We start from the raw sequence: 17,274 nt of genomic DNA on the forward strand, positions 1-17,274 counted from the left end.
AAAAAACCTCAAAGCCTATATAGATTTGAGGTTTTTGTTAAAAGTGCTTGCTAATAGTGAGTGCTAATTCAGTCAGCCACTATTTAAAAGCGTGTTTTAAATTTCTTTGGGCCTTGATTTTGCAACTCTTGCATCTGTTTTTGCATCTCTTCAGTGCTAGGCATGTTATTTGGATCAAGTCCCATCTGCTTTGCCATTTGCTGTGGGTTCACATCTTTAGCACCACCTTGCTGACCGCCACCACCGAATAATGGACCACCGCCGCCACCCGCTCCAGCGCCGCCGCCCATCAACCCTTGCATCGATTTCATCATTTTACTGATGCCTTCTGGCTTAGAAATCATCTTCATCATTTTTGCCATTTGCTTGTGCTGCTTGAGCAAGCGATTGACGTCTTGAATTTCACGACCAGAACCTGCTGCAATACGGCGCTTACGGCTTGGATTGATTTTATCTGGGTTTTTGCGCTCAAATGGGGTCATTGAATTAATCAAGGCTTCCATTTCACGTACTTTTTCTTCTGGTTTGGCCTCTTCGACGGCTTTTTGCATATCAGAGCCGCCCATACCTGGCATCTTATCTAAAAAGCCTGCCATGCCGCCCATGCTTTTCATTTGCTGGAACTGGGTTAATAGATCTTCAAGGTCGAACTCGCCACCCTTTTGCATCTTTTTCGCCATTTTTTCAGCTTTATCACGGTCGATCTTTTGCTCGACTTCTTCAACTAAACTTAAGACGTCACCCATACCAAGAATGCGCTGAGCAATACGTTCAGGATGGAACAGCTCTAGCGCGTCTAGTTTTTCACCGCGACCTAAGAACTTAATCGGCTTGCCGGTAATCGCACGTACAGACAATGCCGCGCCGCCGCGAGCATCACCGTCAGTCTTGGTTAAAATAACGCCCGTTAATGGCAGCGCATCGTTAAAGGCTTTGGCGGTATTGGCCGCATCTTGACCGGTCATCGCATCAACGACAAATAGCGTCTCAGATGGATTGACCGCCGCAGTTAACGCTTTGATTTCCTCCATCATGGCTTCGTCGATAGCCAAACGACCGGCGGTATCAATAATCAAAATATCTTGATACTGAATTTTCGCTTCTTCGATAGCACGTAGCGCGATATCAATTGGGTTTTCGTCGCTAGTTGAATTGACGAACTTGGCATTTACTTGCCCTGCTACTTGCTCAAGCTGGGCAATCGCTGCTGGGCGGTAAACGTCAGCAGAAACTAGCATCACCTTTTTCTTATGACGTTCTTGTAAGAATTTCGCCAATTTACCAGCCGTGGTGGTTTTACCCGCACCTTGCAAACCCGCTAATAAATAAACAACAGGCGGTTTACCAGTCATTTCAAGCTGCTGATTGGCGCTGCCCATCATTTCGGTCAGCTCATCGTGGACGATTTTAACGAATGCTTGTCCTGGCGCCAATTCTTTCAGCACTTCCGCACCAAGCGCTTGCTCTTTTACCCGCTTCACAAAGTCACGGGTGACCGGTAGCGCGACGTCGGCTTCTAACAGCGCCATACGCACTTCGCGCAAGGTGTCTTTAATATTATCTTCGGTCAACTGCCCAGTGCCGACGATATTACGCAGGCTCGACGATAAGCGTTCTGTTAAGGTATCAAACATAAATGACTCTCAATTAAAATAATTCTTAGTGGAAACAATTCTTGATAAAAACAATTCTTGATAAAAGCAATTCTTGGTAAAAGCAATTCTTGGTAAAAGATACTATGACAACAATACGTCGTTAAACTTGGTTCAGCGTTGCTTGCTGATAACTCTTATTAAGATGTGCTATAGCATATGAGGTGGCGTTTTTATAAAAATCATTATAAAAAGCAGCACAGTATCAATACTATAGCATTAAGGCGCTGCAAAGCTTATAGTCGTTTTGCAAATGACAGTTTTCAAATATAGGGTTAAATAAAGCTGACTATTTAATTTTATAGCTAATAAATACTAAATTTTAGCGCTACTGTCCTACAAGTGCTTATAATCAATCCGTAAGATGGCACTCAATTGCTTGCCATTTTATGATAAATTGGATGATTATTCTAATCATTCTGATAATACCATTTTAGCATTCAATTGAGCGGCGATTTTGCGCTCATCATGAGATGAGGTTTTTTATCTTGCAACTTGCATTTTTACTGGCTGGCATGGTTTATATTTTGGTCAGCATCTACATTGGTTGGGCGCTGATTCAGGACAAACCTATCCACAAAGGCGTGAGCTTAGGTTTATTGGTTGTCGGTATGCTGGCACATGCAGCATTACTTTATCCGCATGTGGTCACGCTATACGGGCTAAATTTCAATCTATTTAACATCATTAGCCTGATCAGTTTATTTTTCTTATTTTTCTATGTTATTTTTAGCTTATACCGCCCTATCGTCAGTCTTGGTATTTTAGCAGCACCAACGGCACTAGTCGGGATGATTGTCGGTTATATCGGCCGCGCGCCTTATCGTCCCATCACGGATATCAGTGTCGGGCTTGAAGCGCATATCCTACTATCGCTTGCCGCCTATTGTGTGCTGCTGATGGCAGCGCTGCAAGCACTATTTTTGCGCCTACAAATACGCGAGCTCAAGCACCAATCGATTCATCGCTTTTGGGTGAATAAACTGCCGTCGCTACAGAGCATGGAAAGTCTATTGTTCGACATGCTATTGGTCGGCTTTGTCTTGCTGAGTATCGCGCTAGGGATTGGTTTTGTTTATGTAGAAGACCTAATGGCGCAGCACCTTGCCCATAAAACGGTATTTAGCGTCCTATCGTGGCTGCTATTTGGCGCGCTATTATTAGGCAATTGGCGTGCAGGATGGCGTGGTAAACGTGCTGCCAACATGACTATTTATGCCTTTATCCTATTAGCAATTGGCTTTGTCGGTAGCAAGTTTGTGTTAGAGATGCTGTTATAAATTCAATTTTGCAGCAGCATTCTAATGAAAAAAGGCCGCCAGTATTAAATACTAATACTGGCGGCCTTTTTTTGCGCTCTTATTTCGGTTTAAAACCGTTTTAACATAAAGCTAATTGAAAACCACGGTCTTATTACCCGCCACAATCACGCGGTTTTGCACATGCCAATTCACCGCGCGCGCCAAGACATTGCGCTCGATATCACGGCCAATAGCACGTAGCTCTGTCACCCCTTGGCGATGAGTCACACGATGCACGTCTTGCTCAATGATAGGGCCTTGGTCAAGCTCGGCTGTAACATAGTGCGCGGTCGCTCCGATAAGCTTGACGCCTTTCTCATAAGCCTGACGATAAGGATCAGCACCGACAAACGCAGGCAGAAATGAATGGTGAATATTGATGACTTGCATCGGCCAACGCTTGACAAAATCAGATGATAAAATCTGCATATAACGCGCTAATACCAACAAATCATTGCCTGCCATCAAGGTATGAATCTGCTCTTCTGCCTCGTTTTTATTATCCTTAGTCACTGGCACATAATGGAAAGTAATGCCAAAGTTTTCTACCGCTTGGCGCAAGTCCTCATGGTTACTAACGACAGACGTAATCTCGCAATCGAGTAATCCGCGCTGATGCCGCCACAGTAAATCTAACAAGGCATGGTCGAACTTTGATACTAAAATGCCAACCTTGGTTTTAATCGCATTGTTATGCAAGCGCCACGCCATATTGTGGCGCTTAGCCACCGTATGACCGAAGCTGGCTTCAAAGTTATCCATAATTTCGCTCAAGCCTGCTAAAGCAAACTCCAAACGCATAAAATATTGCCCGCCTTCGTGAGCGGTTGAATACTGATCAAGCGTAATAATATTGCCGCCATAACGATGAATAAACTCAGATACGGCTTGTACGATGCCCGCTTGATCGCGGCATTTAATCAATAGCGTCGCGGTATCAATAGCATCGCTAGATAGTACATTTTGAGAATTTTTGCTCGACTTTATGCTTGCTATAGCAGTCGTGGTATTGTCTGACATAATGCGCCCAATTAAAAATGAAACGTGCTGCTTACTTTGAATATGCTTAGCAGCATAGGAAACCAACTATTCTAATCGCTTTTGCAAAACTTTGCTGATTGAGTTGCTTGTATTTGGTTATTGAGATTATGAATACAAAAACCCCCAACGCAGGGTTGGGGGTTTTGGCTAAATGATTTACTTTTACTATCAGCTCAATATCTTATTCAACTGTAATAACACGACTGAAGCCGAAGCCGTTATTACTAACATTGACTACAGAGCCTAAAGCAAATGCCTGATTAAAGTCAACGACAAAGCTATTGTAGTTAGCGGTAGATGAAGTACCTGTCTTATCGTTAATAGTCACTGTATAAGGAGGTTGATTCTTGGCAAATGGTGATAATGTCACTCTTGTTTTACCATTTGGATTAGTGATAGTACCACCTGGACCCGTTGTCTCATTTTCATCTATACTGATATTCATGCTATCAACACAGTTTGCTCCGCCTGAACCAAACGGACTGGTATTATAAAGCCAAGGAGTCTGCAAACTAGTACCGCTAATGATAAAGTCGCTTTCTGCTGTTGGCAATTGATAGCTAATACTTTGTGTATTTTCACTACCATTTAAGAACGTCGAGGCATCAAAGCGTACTTTTACCCAGTTAGAGTACCGTACTGGATAACGAATCTCAAAGTCAGCACGACCTTTATCATCAGTGACAAAGCTATAACCATCGTCTGATACGATACCGCCGATGATAGCGACAGGGTTAATCGCCTCTAGCGAACCATTATCGTTTTTATCTTCATTAGAGATATTATCTTTATCAAGTGTATAGTTATAGTCAGCATCTTCGGTTGGGAACCAGCCTGATTGTTGCGAGTATGGTAAGGTTTCAGCAGACACTTTAGGTGCTGGTAACACACCACCTACCTTTTTCTCTTGATAAGTGACCGTACTATTTAATAAACAGTACTTACCTTGCGCATATTCAGTAGCGTAAGACTTAATCGAGACCTCTTTATTAGGCACTGCACGTCCTGAGCCATCCATCACTGAGATAGAACCACGCACCGTATAATAAATATTATCTGTTTCAAGTTTATTACTAAAGGCTAGAGTAGTATAAACCGCCTCTTTAGACACCGTAATCTTAGTAGTTTTAGTACCAATACCAGTCAGATCATTAAGCAGACGTGCGTTAATAACTACACCGCCGATAGGTGAGCTGGCATTAGCAAGATACACCACACGTGCTTCACCTTTGCTATCTGTCACGGCGGTTGCAGCCGATAGACGACCTGCTGATGAGTCTGAGGTACGGCTAAAGACGACGGTTTGCCCTTCTACTGGCACATCGTTTTTGTCTTTGACTGTTGCGACCACCTCGGTGCTACCACCCGGAGTAATAACAGATCTGACTGCTTGGAATAGCATCTTATCAGGTGTAGTAGCTCGGAATCGCGTATCCACTATTGTTTGATACTTCGGCTGACCATTGACGTTTTCACCCAATACTGTGGCTTGTAATACAGCTGTACCTGCCAACTCAGACTTGAGCCATACTTTTACGGTAATAGTACTACCTTGAATATCACTTTTCTGAATCGGCTTAGAAACAATGACTTTATCGGTAAATTTATCTAAATAGTTTGAAATTAAGCTACCAATAGTAGTCTGTACTTCAACCTCTTTACCTACAAGCTCTAAGGCTTTTTCTGGGCTATCAGCACGAATTTGAACGTTAATTAATTGTGGCTTATTGACATCATAAAGATTTTCAATATCAATAAAGCTGATACCAGCACGCGAGACTTTTACCAGCTCAATGCTGTTATTACTGCGCTGCACCACTACGCTGCCTTCACCTATGGCACGGGCAAATACACGTAAGTTACCATTATCATCAAAGATTAAGCTGCCTTCATTGACATCAAAGCTGGCTTCGCCATCAGCATTGGTGGTCGTGGTAGTATTGGCAGTAATAAGCTCATTATCTGCATTTACCAGCTCCATGCCTGCATTGGCAATCGCACGTCCTGAACCATCGACTAGGCGAGTGGTAATGGTCGTTAGACCACCATCTTTAAGCTTAGTTTCAGTCGCGCTAAGCGTAATCTCAGTGCCTATCGCTGATAAGCTTAGTGCTTTCTCTTCACGCACCTCCATAGTCACATCACCATTAGCATCATATCGTGGCGTGACGATTTTGGCGTTGATAACGACACTATGGTTCAGACGCGCATTGATCGAGCCTACCGCTAATAATACGCCAACATCGACTTTACCACTGGCATCAGAGGTGACGACGCTTGGCGTGGTCAAGGCAGCACCACTGGCTACTAAGTTATCAATACTCAGCTGTAGCGGTACACCGACTAAGATACCCCCTCTGCTATCCGTCACACGGAAGGTCGCCGTGGTCTGATCGCCACCTGTTCTCAGCGTAGATTTCTCTGATGAAGCAAGTATCTGATAGCTTTCAATTGTAGACTTGTCTACGGCTACGATATATTGTTGTTCTAGCTTCAGATTATTAGCGGTGGTGGTGGTTGCCGTCAGCTTGATACCCGCTTCCAAAATCGCTTGGTTAACGTTAGCGCCTGCCTCAAGCTTGAGATCAAAGGTGGCTACGCCATCACCATTGGTAGTCACGGTATTATTGGTAATCGTAACCCCTGTTTTTATCGGGTCATCGACGCTTAGACGTACTTCACGATTGGCGATACCAATAAAGATATTATTACCATCTTTGTCTTTACCATTCGGGGCATCGACTCGAACAAACACTTTAAAGGTATCGCCCTTGGTATTAACTACCTTATTGGCACCGATAGTTAAGTTCTCTTTGATACCAGTGGTGGTATCTGGAGTGACAGTAGTAACAGTACTGCTTTGGGTGACTATATTACCACTGGCATCTGCGGCTGAAAATACGACTGCAAAGCTACTACCAATTGCTTTTTTCTGCGCTGTAGTAAGGTTATTAGGCACAGCTAAGGTAAAGGTCACACGACCTGAGTCATCAGTGGTCTGACTGTTACCTGATACGAGTGTCACGCCTTGGCTAGCAATAGCTGCTGGCAATGCCAAAAAGACTTTTTGTCCAGCAACGACGTTGCCTTTATCATCTTCGGCTGTCACTTTAATCTGGGTTTCACCACCATTTAGATTCAATGGATTTGATTGAATATCTATCAAAGAGATATTAGCAACCATCGACTGTACTTTGATATTAACGTCTTTCTGTTGATCCGTTAAGGTCTCTTTCAACGTAGCGGTTAATATCTTATTTCTTAGCGCCTGTTTTTCATCCGGTGTTAAGTTACTCGGTACCACAATCTCAAAGCTGACGATACCATCCTTATCAGTGTTGGCAACGATAGTTGCAGAACCTGCATTACCATTCACTGTCAGTAGTTTCGCTAATGACTTATCTTCAAAGTTCAGCTCAATTGGCTGACCGGCAATTTGGGTATTATCGGTTGTGTTACTGAGCTGACCTTGAATGGTAATGCTATCACCCACCTCGTTTAGCGTATAACCATCACGATTACCGATACTAGTTGGGGCATTTAGAACACTTAAGGCAATAGCAGGCTGGATTAAAGTGACCTGTTGTATTTCAGAATTATAGGTGATGCCTTTTTCAACATAAGACAACTGATAGTTGATACCAATCCGCTTGAGCTCAGCGCGTTGCTTACGCGTTAAACCAGCCGGCACATCAATAATATAAGTCGCCTCACCATTGAAGTCTGTGGTCGCACTCGTTTGACTGAGTGTAACCCCATAATCACGCGCTTTTGCCCCTAAGGCGATATCCACTTTCTGACCGTTCACTGGTGTTTGTGGCGCATCTTTGGTCAGCAGCTTAATAGTGATACTACCACTACCACCAAGCTCACTGATAGTAGGCGTCAAAATAGAGGCAAAATCAATACTGGTTGCCGGTTGTTTTACTGTCACCGTATTAGTAACTTTCGCCTCTGTGTCACCATCTATGACAGTCGCGGTGTAGCTGATACCTGATGCCACTAATGCGTCACGCTGTGTTGGGGTTAAATCTTGGATGATATTCAGCGTAAATACCGCATTACCCGCCGCATTGGTAGTCTGCTCGTTGCCCTCGATACTAACACCAGGCAGTACCTCATTAAGCGCTAGCTTAACCACTTTGCCAGCAGCCGCACTACCGTTAGGGTGTTTGCCTGACACTTGGATATTAAACTGACTATCGCTTGTATTAACTATCTTAGGTGTGCTAGTAGATGTCAGGACGATGTCACTCAACGCAACTTTGTCCTTAACAAGCACAGGTTCGCTCGTAACCTTACTGCTCGCGCCTGACTCTTCAACGATAGTAGCAATCAATGCAAAGCTGCCAGTTTTCTCAAGCGTCTCTTTCTGTTTTTCGCTCAAGCCTGCTGGTACACGAACCGTATAGCTGACCATCCCTTTATCATCAGTGACTTGGGTAGCGGCACTGTCTAAGGTCAATAGTCCTGCACCTATCAACGCTGATGGTAAGACAGCGGTTACGCTTTGACCTGCAATCACGCCGCCTTGTTTATCATTGACACGGAAGCTGATAACGGTGCTACCACCTGAGCTTAGAAGCTGACTATTGCTATTGATACCAAAGTTAATTTGATAGGCAGCAGCAGGCATCGCCGCTTTAGCGGTTCCTTTTTCGGTCGCGATGCCGTCGTCATCCGTTAAAATAGCAGTATAGGCAATACCTGATGCCGTTAACGCTTCACGCTGAGCCAATGTTAGGCTTGGGTCTATATTGACGGTAAAGGTAGCAATACCCGCTGCATCGGTGGTCTGCTCATTTCCTTGGATACTGACACCAGATAGATTATCGATGGTCAATTTGACCACTTTACCAGCGGCAGTACTGCCATTAGAACGTTTGCCCGACACTTGGATTTTAAAGCTATCTTTTAAAACGTTAACCACACTTGGGATAGAAGTTGAGCTTAAGGTAGTTGCACTGACGGCAACTGTATCACTGATAATAACAGGCTTGCTCACTACTGTACTGCTAACCCCTGAGTCTTCAATGATAGCAGCGGTTAATGCAAAGCTGCCCGCAGCTTCAAGCGCATCTTTCTGCGCTTGCGTCAAGCCTGCTGGTACACGGACGGTGTAGCTGACCATCCCTTGAGCATCAGTTGGTTTCGTAGCATCACTATCTAAGGTCAATAGTCCTGCATCTCTCAATGCTTTTGGTAGGACTACGCTTACTCTTTGATTGGCAATCACGCCGCCCGTTGCTTTATCATTGACACGGAAGCTGATAACTGTACTACCACCTGAGCTTGAGAGCTGGCTATTACTACTAGTACCAAAGTTAAGTTGATATTGCGCATCTGGTATCCCTGCTTGCGCAGTTCCTTTTTCGGTCGCGATGCCGTCGTCATCCGTTAGAATAGCAGTATAGGCAATACCTGATGTCGCTAACGCTTCACGCTGCGTTCTCGTTAAACTTGGGTCTATATTAACGGTAAAGGTAGCAATACCCGCCGTATCGGTGGTCTGCTCATTTCCTTGGATACTGACACCAGATATATTATCAATGGTCAATTTAACCACTTTACCAGCGGCAGCACTACCATTAGGACGTTTGCCTGACACTTGGATTTTAAAGCTGTCTTTTAGGACGTTAACCTTACTTGGGATAGAGGTTGAGTTTAACAGAGTTGCACTGACGGCAACTGTATCACTGATAATGACAGGCTTGCTCCCCACTGTACTGCTTGCGCCCGACTCTTCAACGTGAGTAGCCGTAAATACAAAGCTGCCAATAGCTTCAAGCTGATCTTTCTGCGCTTTACTTAATCCTGCAGGTACGCGAACGGTATAGCTGACCATCCCTTTATCATCAGTCAGTTTCGTAGTCGCACTATCTAAGGTGAGTAATCCTGCAGCGACTAAGTCATCTGGTAGGCGAACACGAACGCTTTGATTGGCAACCGCACCACCTTGTTTATCATTGACGCGGAAGCTGATGACCGTGCTGCCACCTGAGCTTGAAAGCTGACTATTACTATTAGTACCAAAGTTAATTAGGTAGTCAGCAATGGGTGTTTCTAGTTGAACTTTGTCAATGTGAGTAGCGATACCATCATCGTCAGTTAAGATAGCAGTATAACCAATGCCTGATGCCCCTAAAGCTTCGCGCTGAGTGAGCGTTAAACTTGGGTCTATATTGACCGTAAAGGTGGCATTACCTGCCGCATTTGTTGTTTGGCTATTACCTTGGATACTGACACCAGCCACTTCATCAAGGACCAGTTTAACCACTTTACCAGCAGCCGCATTACCATTAGGGCGTTTACCTGATACTTGGATTTTAAAGCTGTCTTTTAAGACGTTGACCTTACTCGGGATAGATGTTGAACTTAATGTGGTTGCACTGACAGCAACTTTATCACTGACAATGACAGGCATGCTTACTACCGTACTACTAACACCTGAGTCTTCAATAATAGCAGCAGTTAATGCAAAGCTACCTGCAGCTTTGAGCTTATCCTTCTGGGCTTGCGTTAAGCCGGCTGGTATGCGAACGGTATAGCTGACTAAGCCTTGACCATCAGTCAATTGGGTAGCGGAACTATCCAAAGTCAATAGCCCTGCATCTCTCAATGCTTTTGGTAGGACAGCAGTTACTCTTTGATTGGCAATCACACCGCCCGTGGTTTTATCATTGACACGGAAGCTGATAGTCGTGCTGCCACCTGAGCTCGAAAGCTGGCTATTACTATTCATACCGACGTTGAGTTGGTATTCGGCAATAGGCATTGCCACTTTTGCGGTGCCTTTTTGGGTCGCGATACCATCATCGTCAGTTAACATAGTAGTATAGGAAATACCCGATGCCACTAATACGTCGCGGTCTTCTTTATTTAGAGTTGAGTCTATATTGACGATAAAGGTCGCATTTCCCGCCGCGTCGGTAGTCTGGGTATTACCTTGAACACTAACACCCTTCACATTATCGATAGTCAGTTTAACTAATTTACCAGCAGCGGCATTACCATTCAGGCGTTTGCCCGATACTTGGATTTTAAAGCTGTCTTTTAAGACGTTAACCACACTTGGGATAGAGGTTGTGCTTAAAGTGGTTTCGCTGACTTTAACCTCATCACTGATACGCACAGACGCACTTGTCGCTGTACTGCTCGCACCTGACTCTTCAATCATAGCAGCGGTTAATGCAAAGCTACCAGCAGTTTCAAGCGCCTTTTTCTGCTCTTTGCTCAAACCTATTGGTACACTTACATTGTAGCTGACTATGCCTTTACTATCAGTGACTTGAGTAGCAGCACTATCTAAGGTCAATAGCCCTGAGTCTATTAATACTTTAGGTAGGACCGCCGTTACTCTTTGATTGGTAATCACACCGCCGTTTTTATCATTGACACGGAAGCTGATAGTCGTGCTGCCACCTGAGCTCGAAAGCTGGCTATTACTATTAGTACCAACATTAAGTTGGTACTCAGCAATAGGCATTGCCACTTGGGCTTTATAGGCTTCGGTAGCGATACCATCATCATCAGTTAAGATAACAGTATAGGCAATGCTCTTCAATGCCGCTAATGCTTTACGCTCAGCTCTACTTAGCGTTGGATCTATATTTACGGTAAAGGTAGCATTACCTGCCAAATCGGTGGTTTGCTCGCTACCTTGCACACTGACGCCCTTCACATTGTCAATGATCAGTTTAACCACTTTGCCAGTGGCAGCACTGCCATTAGGTCGTTTGCCCGATACTTGGATTTTAAAACTGTCTTTTAAAACGTTGATAGTACTTGGGATAGAAGTTGAGCTTAATGTGGTTTTACTGACTTTGACCTCATCACTGATACGTATACGTTCACTAGTAACCGCACTGACAGCGCCTGACTCTTCGATGATAGTGGCAGTTAATACAAAGCTGCTAGCGGCTGCTAGCTTATCTTTCTGTATTTTACTTAAGCCTGCTGGCACACGAACGGTATAGCTAACCATTCCTCTATTATCAGTGGCCTGGGTGGCAGGACCATCTAAAATTAAAATGCCTGCTTCTCTCAAGTCTTTTGGTAGTTCTGCCGTTACGCTTTGATTGGCAATCACACCGCCAGTTTTTTTATCATTGACACGGAAGCTGATAGTCGTGCTGCCACCTGAACTTGAGAGCTGCTCATTGCTGCTAGTACCAACGTTAATTCGGTAGTCAGCAATAGGCATCGCCGCTTTAGCAGTGCCTTTTTGGGTAGCAATACCATCATCATCAGTTAAGATAGCAGTATAAGCAATACCCGATGCCGCTAATGCTTCGCGTTCTACTCTACTTAGCGTTGGATCTATATTGATGGTAAAGGTGACATTACCCGCCGCATCGGTAGTCTGCGTATTGCCTTGGACACTGATGCCCGTGACATTACCGATGGTCAGTTTAACTACTTTACCAGCGGCAGCACTGCCATTAGGACGTTTTCCGGATACTTGGATTTTAAAGCTGTCTTTTAGGACGTTAACCACGCTGGGGATAGAAGTCGCTCTTAGCGTCGTTTCACTGACATTAACCTTATCACTAATACGCACAGGTGCACTTGTCACTGTACTACTCGCGCCCGACTCTTCGACAATAATAGCAGTCAGTGCAAAGGTACTAGCTTTTTCAAGCTGTGCTTTACGCTCAGTAGACAACCCTGCAGGTACACTCACATTATAGCTGACCATCCCTTTAGCATCAGTGACTTGGGTAGCAGCACTATCTAAAGTCAAGAGTCCTGCGTCTATCAATGCTAATGGTAGAACTGCAGTTACGCTTTGATTAGCAATCACGCCGCCTTTTTTATCGTTTACGCGGAAGCTAATAGTTGTGCTGCCACCTGAGCTTGAAAGCTGATTTTTGCTACTAGTACCAAAATTAATCCGGTAATCAGCGATAGGCATTGCTGCTCTAGCAATGCTTTTTTGAGTAGCGACCCCATCATCGTCAGTTAAGATGGCAGTATAGGCAATACCTGATACTACTAATGCTTCGCGCGCGGCTCTACTTAGCGTTGGATCTATATTTACGGTAAAGGTAGCATTACCTGCCAAATCGGTGGTTTGCTCGCTACCTTGCACACTGACGCCCTTCACATTGTCAATGATCAGTTTAACCACTTTGCCAGTGGCAGCACTGCCATTAGGTCGTTTGCCCGATACTTGGATTTTAAAACTGTCTTTTAAAACGTTGATAGTACTTGGGATAGAAGTTGAGCTTAATGTGGTTTTACTGACTTTGACCTCATCACTGATACGTATACGTTCACTGGTTGCCGTGCTGCTCGCTCCCGACTCTTCAATGATAGCGGCGGTTAATGCAAAGCCACCAGCCTTTTCAAGCTGTGCTTTACGTTCAGCGGACAATCCTGCAGGCACACTCACCTTATAGCTGACCATGCCTTTAGCGTCAGTGACTTGGGTAGCGGCACTATCTAAGGTCAATAACCCTGCAGCTATTAACTCTTTTGGTAAAACTGCCGTAACTCTTTGACCCGCAATCACACCACCCTTTGTATCATTCACGCGGAAGCTAATAACAGTGCTATCACCTGAGCTTGACAGCTGATCGTTATTACTGGTATTAAAATTAATTCGGTACTCAGCAATAGGCATTGCCACTTGAAGTTTATCATTTTTGGTGACGATACCGTCATCGTCCGTTAATGTGACCGTGTAAGGGATAAACACTTTGGTTAATGCTTCACGCTGCGCTCTCGTTAGACTTGGGTCTATATTAATCGTAAAAGTCGCATTGCCTGCATTATCGGTCGTCTGCGTATTACCTTCTACACTGATGCCGTTAATATTATTAATGTTTAATTTAACTTCTTTACCAGTTGCTGTACTACCATCTGAACGTTTGCCTGATACTTGGATTTGGAACTGATCTTTTAAGACGTTCACAATATTAGGGAGTGTTTTTGAGGTGATAATGGTTTCACTTTCTGCGGTGACTTGAACCTTTGTACTAGCGACACTGCTGATGACCCCTGACGCCTCTTTCATAGCAGCAGTGATAGAAACACCGGCTTGTTCTAAGAGAGCTCTCTTGTCAGCGCTTAAATTTTTGGGAATACTAACCGTATAAGCCACCAGACCTTGCGCATTGGTTTTTTGAGTCGCAGCGCTATCTAAAGTGAGTAGCCCTGCCTCTCTTAATGCTTTAGGTAGAGTAACCGTGACATTTTGATCCGCAATAGAACCACCATTACTTCTATCCGTTACCCGGAAAGTGACAGTAGTGCTGCTGCCATAGCTTGAGATTTTAGTTTTGCTATTACTCTCAAAGCTCACTTGATACTGCGCTTGAGGAATAGCAACTTGGTTAGTAAAAGTTTTTGCAGTCGTAGATCGGTTAGGCTCTGATAGAATGACTGTATAGCTGATACCGTCTTTAGCAAGCTTTTGGCGAGCCGCCTCATCTAGATTTGGCGATACGTTTAGATCTACGGTTGCCTTGCCAGTAGCATCTAATACCAATTGCTCCGTGGCTAAAGTCACACCCGCAGGGGCATTATTAAGCTTAATACTTAATTTAGCGCCCGTAATTTGAGTCGGCACCTTACTATTGATAGGACTTGCCGTAACAGTCAGCTTCTTAGTATCACCATACGCATTAATGGCGTTGGTCACACCGTCGACTTTCAGAGTGTAGTCGGAGATAGGCAGTGCGACAGGTAGTTCTTTAAGCTCCTGTTTGGTCGCGCCATTCTTCTCTTTTATACTAATACTGTATGTAACACCTTGCTGAATAAGAGCATCACGAGCTTCTTTTGAAAGGCCTTCTTCTAATTTGATATCAAAAGTAGCGACACCATTTTTATCGGTCACTTTATTATTACCACCGATGACAGAGACACCATCGGTACTTGCTAGACCTAAACCTACGATCACGCCTTCAACACGTACTTTATTTTTGTCCTCAACAATTACACTAAAGGTAGCCGTATCACCCAACACGTTCAGTTTATTATTAGAAACTGAACGTGTTTTTATATCTGATTTAATGTTCAGGTCACTAATAATAACTTGCGAGCCTCCTCCAGCGCCTTTTTTAGAAACTGAGACAGATCTGATTTGTTCCACAATCGTGCCATCTGCCTTTTTGGATGTGGCAATTAAAGTAAAGCCATTTTTTAGTAGTGCTGCTTCATCTTTGATGGCTTGTGGATTCAGCTTTAGATTGTAGACTGCGTTACCACTCTCATCTGTTGTTTGTATACCTTGACGCTCAATAGTTACTGCCCCTGAGTTCTCAGAGTCGGCAACTTTTAATGTGACTTGTTGATTACTTACACCACTAATACCAGCAACTTGTAGTACTTTTACAGTTGCTGTAAATTCTGTTTGTTCGTCTTGGTTATCCGAAATCTCAATGTTACTTGGATTAATAGTGATTGCTTGTAAAAAGAAGTCAGGTTTCTCGGTTGGGTTAGTTGTACCACCGCCATTATTGTTGCCTCCACCGTTATTGTTACCCCCACCAGTACCTGGCTGTACACCTAAATCAGGTGGAGGAGCGATAGAATCTACCGTGTCACCATCACCGCCACCACAGCCTGCTAATGCTAGTGCGCAGGTTAAAGAAGTAAGCTGAAATAACTTAGAAGTCAGAGGTAGTGAGCTATATGACATTTTTGAACTCCGCGGCGAACGCAATTTGTTTGAGTAAATACACATAATCATTACATGGCTTCATATTTGATGAGTAATGATACATGAACCTACAATAATAACAGTTGTATTAACAGATTGTATTAAATATATAACCGCAACTTTACTGACTTTTGTCATAACTTACAACTAAAAAATGAATCTTTACTATTAAATAATCAATCACATAACGCGCGCAATTCAGGGTATAATAGCTATCGTTTAAAGCGGCGATTATTATAAAAATATTTGAGTATTCTTTACTTTTATGGTATAAATGTCGGCTTTAAAATTTTCTGAATTGGTTTGCCTGTTATTTGCCTTTAGATGACAGTAATATCAGCTCAACCTTCATAATAGTTTTGTTTGGTGCAAAGCTGCCGCTTGCTGTGTCCATGCCGCAAAAACGTGCAACTTGCCCAGACTGGTATGAGAATCCCTCATACCTCATAGATTAGGAGTTCGCCATGTCTAGAGTTTGCCAAGTGACTGGAAAGCGCCCTATGGTGGGTAATAATGTTTCGCACGCAAACAACAAAACCCGTCGTCGCTTTCTACCAAACCTTCATAACCATCGTTTTTGGGTAGAGTCTGAAAATCGTTTTGTACGTCTACGTGTGTCTACCAAAGGTATGCGCACTATCGACAAACTTGGTATCGACAAAGTGTTAGCGGATCTACGCGCACAAGGTCAAAAAGTTTAAGTAAAAACTGGCAGTCTATCTTAGCGATGATTGTCGCTATTTGGACTGCTCTTACGCTAGCGATTGATTGGCTGATAAAGCCAGCATCGTTAGCGGCTTAATCCTTTAGACCCATACCCATCGTTTGAAGACCCCTCATTTACAGGAAAGCTATCATGAGAGATAAAATTAAGTTAGTATCAACTGCTGGTACTGGGTATTACTATACCACTACTAAAAACAAGCGCACTATGCCTGGCAAAATGGAAATCAAAAAGTTTGATCCAAAAGTACGCCAGCATGTGATCTTTAAAGAAGCTAAAATCAAATAATTGCTGTTTTTTATAAAATGTATTTTTTATAAATACCTTTTATAAATAAGTTATTTGAACAAAAAAAGGGTTTATCAAATGATAAACCCTTTTTTATTGCCAATTTTTTGACCATTTATTCGTTTTTACCAGTGATTCATTAACTATAGTGCGTTGGCTCTTTATCATAGACATGGGCATGCCACTGGCTCATCTGCTTTTGCATAATTACTTGAATCGCAGCATGAATCATATGCTGACCAATCGCTTGCGTATCACTGCCAAGTATTTCTTTGAGCTTTTCAGAAAAATCAATGGTCATAAGCGGCGCTTCATCTTGTTCAGCGTCACGTAATAGTAAGCGACCATCATCTGCTTCTACCAGCTCAAGCGTGGTTTCTTTGGCGAATCCTGCAAACTGATCGCTATTATCACTATCTACTTCTATGTCATTATCAATATCGTATGGCATTCATTTATTCCTTATTATCCCGTTTTACACCTGTAAAAATGCGGTCATGTTATTCATTAAAGCGCTCGTCTTACAGTCATGCGGGCAAAACTATCTTACTCATACAATGGACGCTTTACGCCTACAATTCAAGGGCTGACGTCCAAGTC

General features: G+C 43.5%; 7 protein-coding genes. 3 read left to right on the top strand and 4 right to left on the bottom strand.

Annotation, left to right across the window (positions count from 1 at the left end; genetic code table 11):
* Positions 1-83: 83 nt before the first annotated feature.
* Positions 84-1,634 carry a signal recognition particle protein gene (ffh, locus tag JMX94_RS03610; protein WP_201563271.1) on the bottom strand — a complete coding sequence of 517 codons (1,551 nt, stop codon included), beginning with the start codon at positions 1,632-1,634 and terminating at the stop codon, positions 84-86.
* A gap of 491 nt (positions 1,635-2,125) precedes the next feature.
* Here ffh and JMX94_RS03615 point away from each other — a divergent pair, with 491 nt between their 5' ends.
* Positions 2,126-2,932, top strand: coding sequence for an inner membrane protein YpjD (locus JMX94_RS03615; protein ID WP_201563273.1), 807 nt, complete (start codon positions 2,126-2,128; stop codon positions 2,930-2,932).
* Positions 2,933-3,043: 111 nt separating this feature from the next.
* Here JMX94_RS03615 and purU read toward each other — a convergent pair whose 3' ends face one another.
* Together purU and JMX94_RS03625 are read right to left on the bottom strand one after the other, a co-directional pair.
* Positions 3,044-3,973, bottom strand: coding sequence for a formyltetrahydrofolate deformylase (gene purU / locus JMX94_RS03620; RefSeq protein ID WP_227673497.1), 930 nt, complete (start codon positions 3,971-3,973; stop codon positions 3,044-3,046).
* Between the two features lie 202 nt (positions 3,974-4,175).
* Positions 4,176-15,641, bottom strand: coding sequence for a hypothetical protein (locus JMX94_RS03625; RefSeq protein WP_201563276.1), 11,466 nt, complete (start codon positions 15,639-15,641; stop codon positions 4,176-4,178).
* Between the two features lie 485 nt (positions 15,642-16,126).
* Between JMX94_RS03625 and rpmB the strand changes: the two genes are divergently transcribed.
* Both rpmB and rpmG read left to right on the top strand, forming a co-directional pair.
* Positions 16,127-16,363 carry a 50S ribosomal protein L28 gene (gene rpmB / locus JMX94_RS03630; RefSeq protein WP_149488796.1) on the top strand — a complete coding sequence of 79 codons (237 nt, stop codon included), beginning with the start codon at positions 16,127-16,129 and terminating at the stop codon, positions 16,361-16,363.
* A 155-nt stretch (positions 16,364-16,518) separates the two neighbouring features.
* A complete protein-coding gene (rpmG, locus tag JMX94_RS03635) occupies positions 16,519-16,674 on the top strand; it encodes a 50S ribosomal protein L33 (RefSeq protein ID WP_010201403.1) in 156 nt (51 codons plus the stop codon).
* A gap of 139 nt (positions 16,675-16,813) precedes the next feature.
* Here the strand turns inward: rpmG and JMX94_RS03640 are convergent, their stop codons facing one another.
* Positions 16,814-17,125, bottom strand: coding sequence for a hypothetical protein (locus tag JMX94_RS03640; RefSeq protein WP_201563278.1), 312 nt, complete (start codon positions 17,123-17,125; stop codon positions 16,814-16,816).
* Between the last annotated feature and the right edge of the window lie 149 nt (positions 17,126-17,274).

The organism is Psychrobacter sp. CMS30, from assembly GCF_904846565.1.
GTDB lineage: Bacteria > Pseudomonadota > Gammaproteobacteria > Pseudomonadales > Moraxellaceae > Psychrobacter > Psychrobacter maritimus.

What these genes read in the sequence shown, in the direction of transcription:
- JMX94_RS03640 (WP_201563278.1), bottom strand. Translation starts at nt 17,125, where the DNA reads ATGCCATACGATATTGATAATGACATAGAAGTAGATAGTGATAATAGC.
- ffh (WP_201563271.1), bottom strand. Translation starts at nt 1,634, where the DNA reads ATGTTTGATACCTTAACAGAACGCTTATCGTCGAGCCTGCGTAATATC.
- JMX94_RS03625 (WP_201563276.1), bottom strand. Translation starts at nt 15,641, where the DNA reads ATGTCATATAGCTCACTACCTCTGACTTCTAAGTTATTTCAGCTTACT.
- JMX94_RS03615 (WP_201563273.1), top strand. Translation starts at nt 2,126, where the DNA reads ATGAGGTTTTTTATCTTGCAACTTGCATTTTTACTGGCTGGCATGGTT.
- rpmB (WP_149488796.1), top strand. Translation starts at nt 16,127, where the DNA reads ATGTCTAGAGTTTGCCAAGTGACTGGAAAGCGCCCTATGGTGGGTAAT.
- rpmG (WP_010201403.1), top strand. Translation starts at nt 16,519, where the DNA reads ATGAGAGATAAAATTAAGTTAGTATCAACTGCTGGTACTGGGTATTAC.
- purU (WP_227673497.1), bottom strand. Translation starts at nt 3,973, where the DNA reads ATGTCAGACAATACCACGACTGCTATAGCAAGCATAAAGTCGAGCAAA.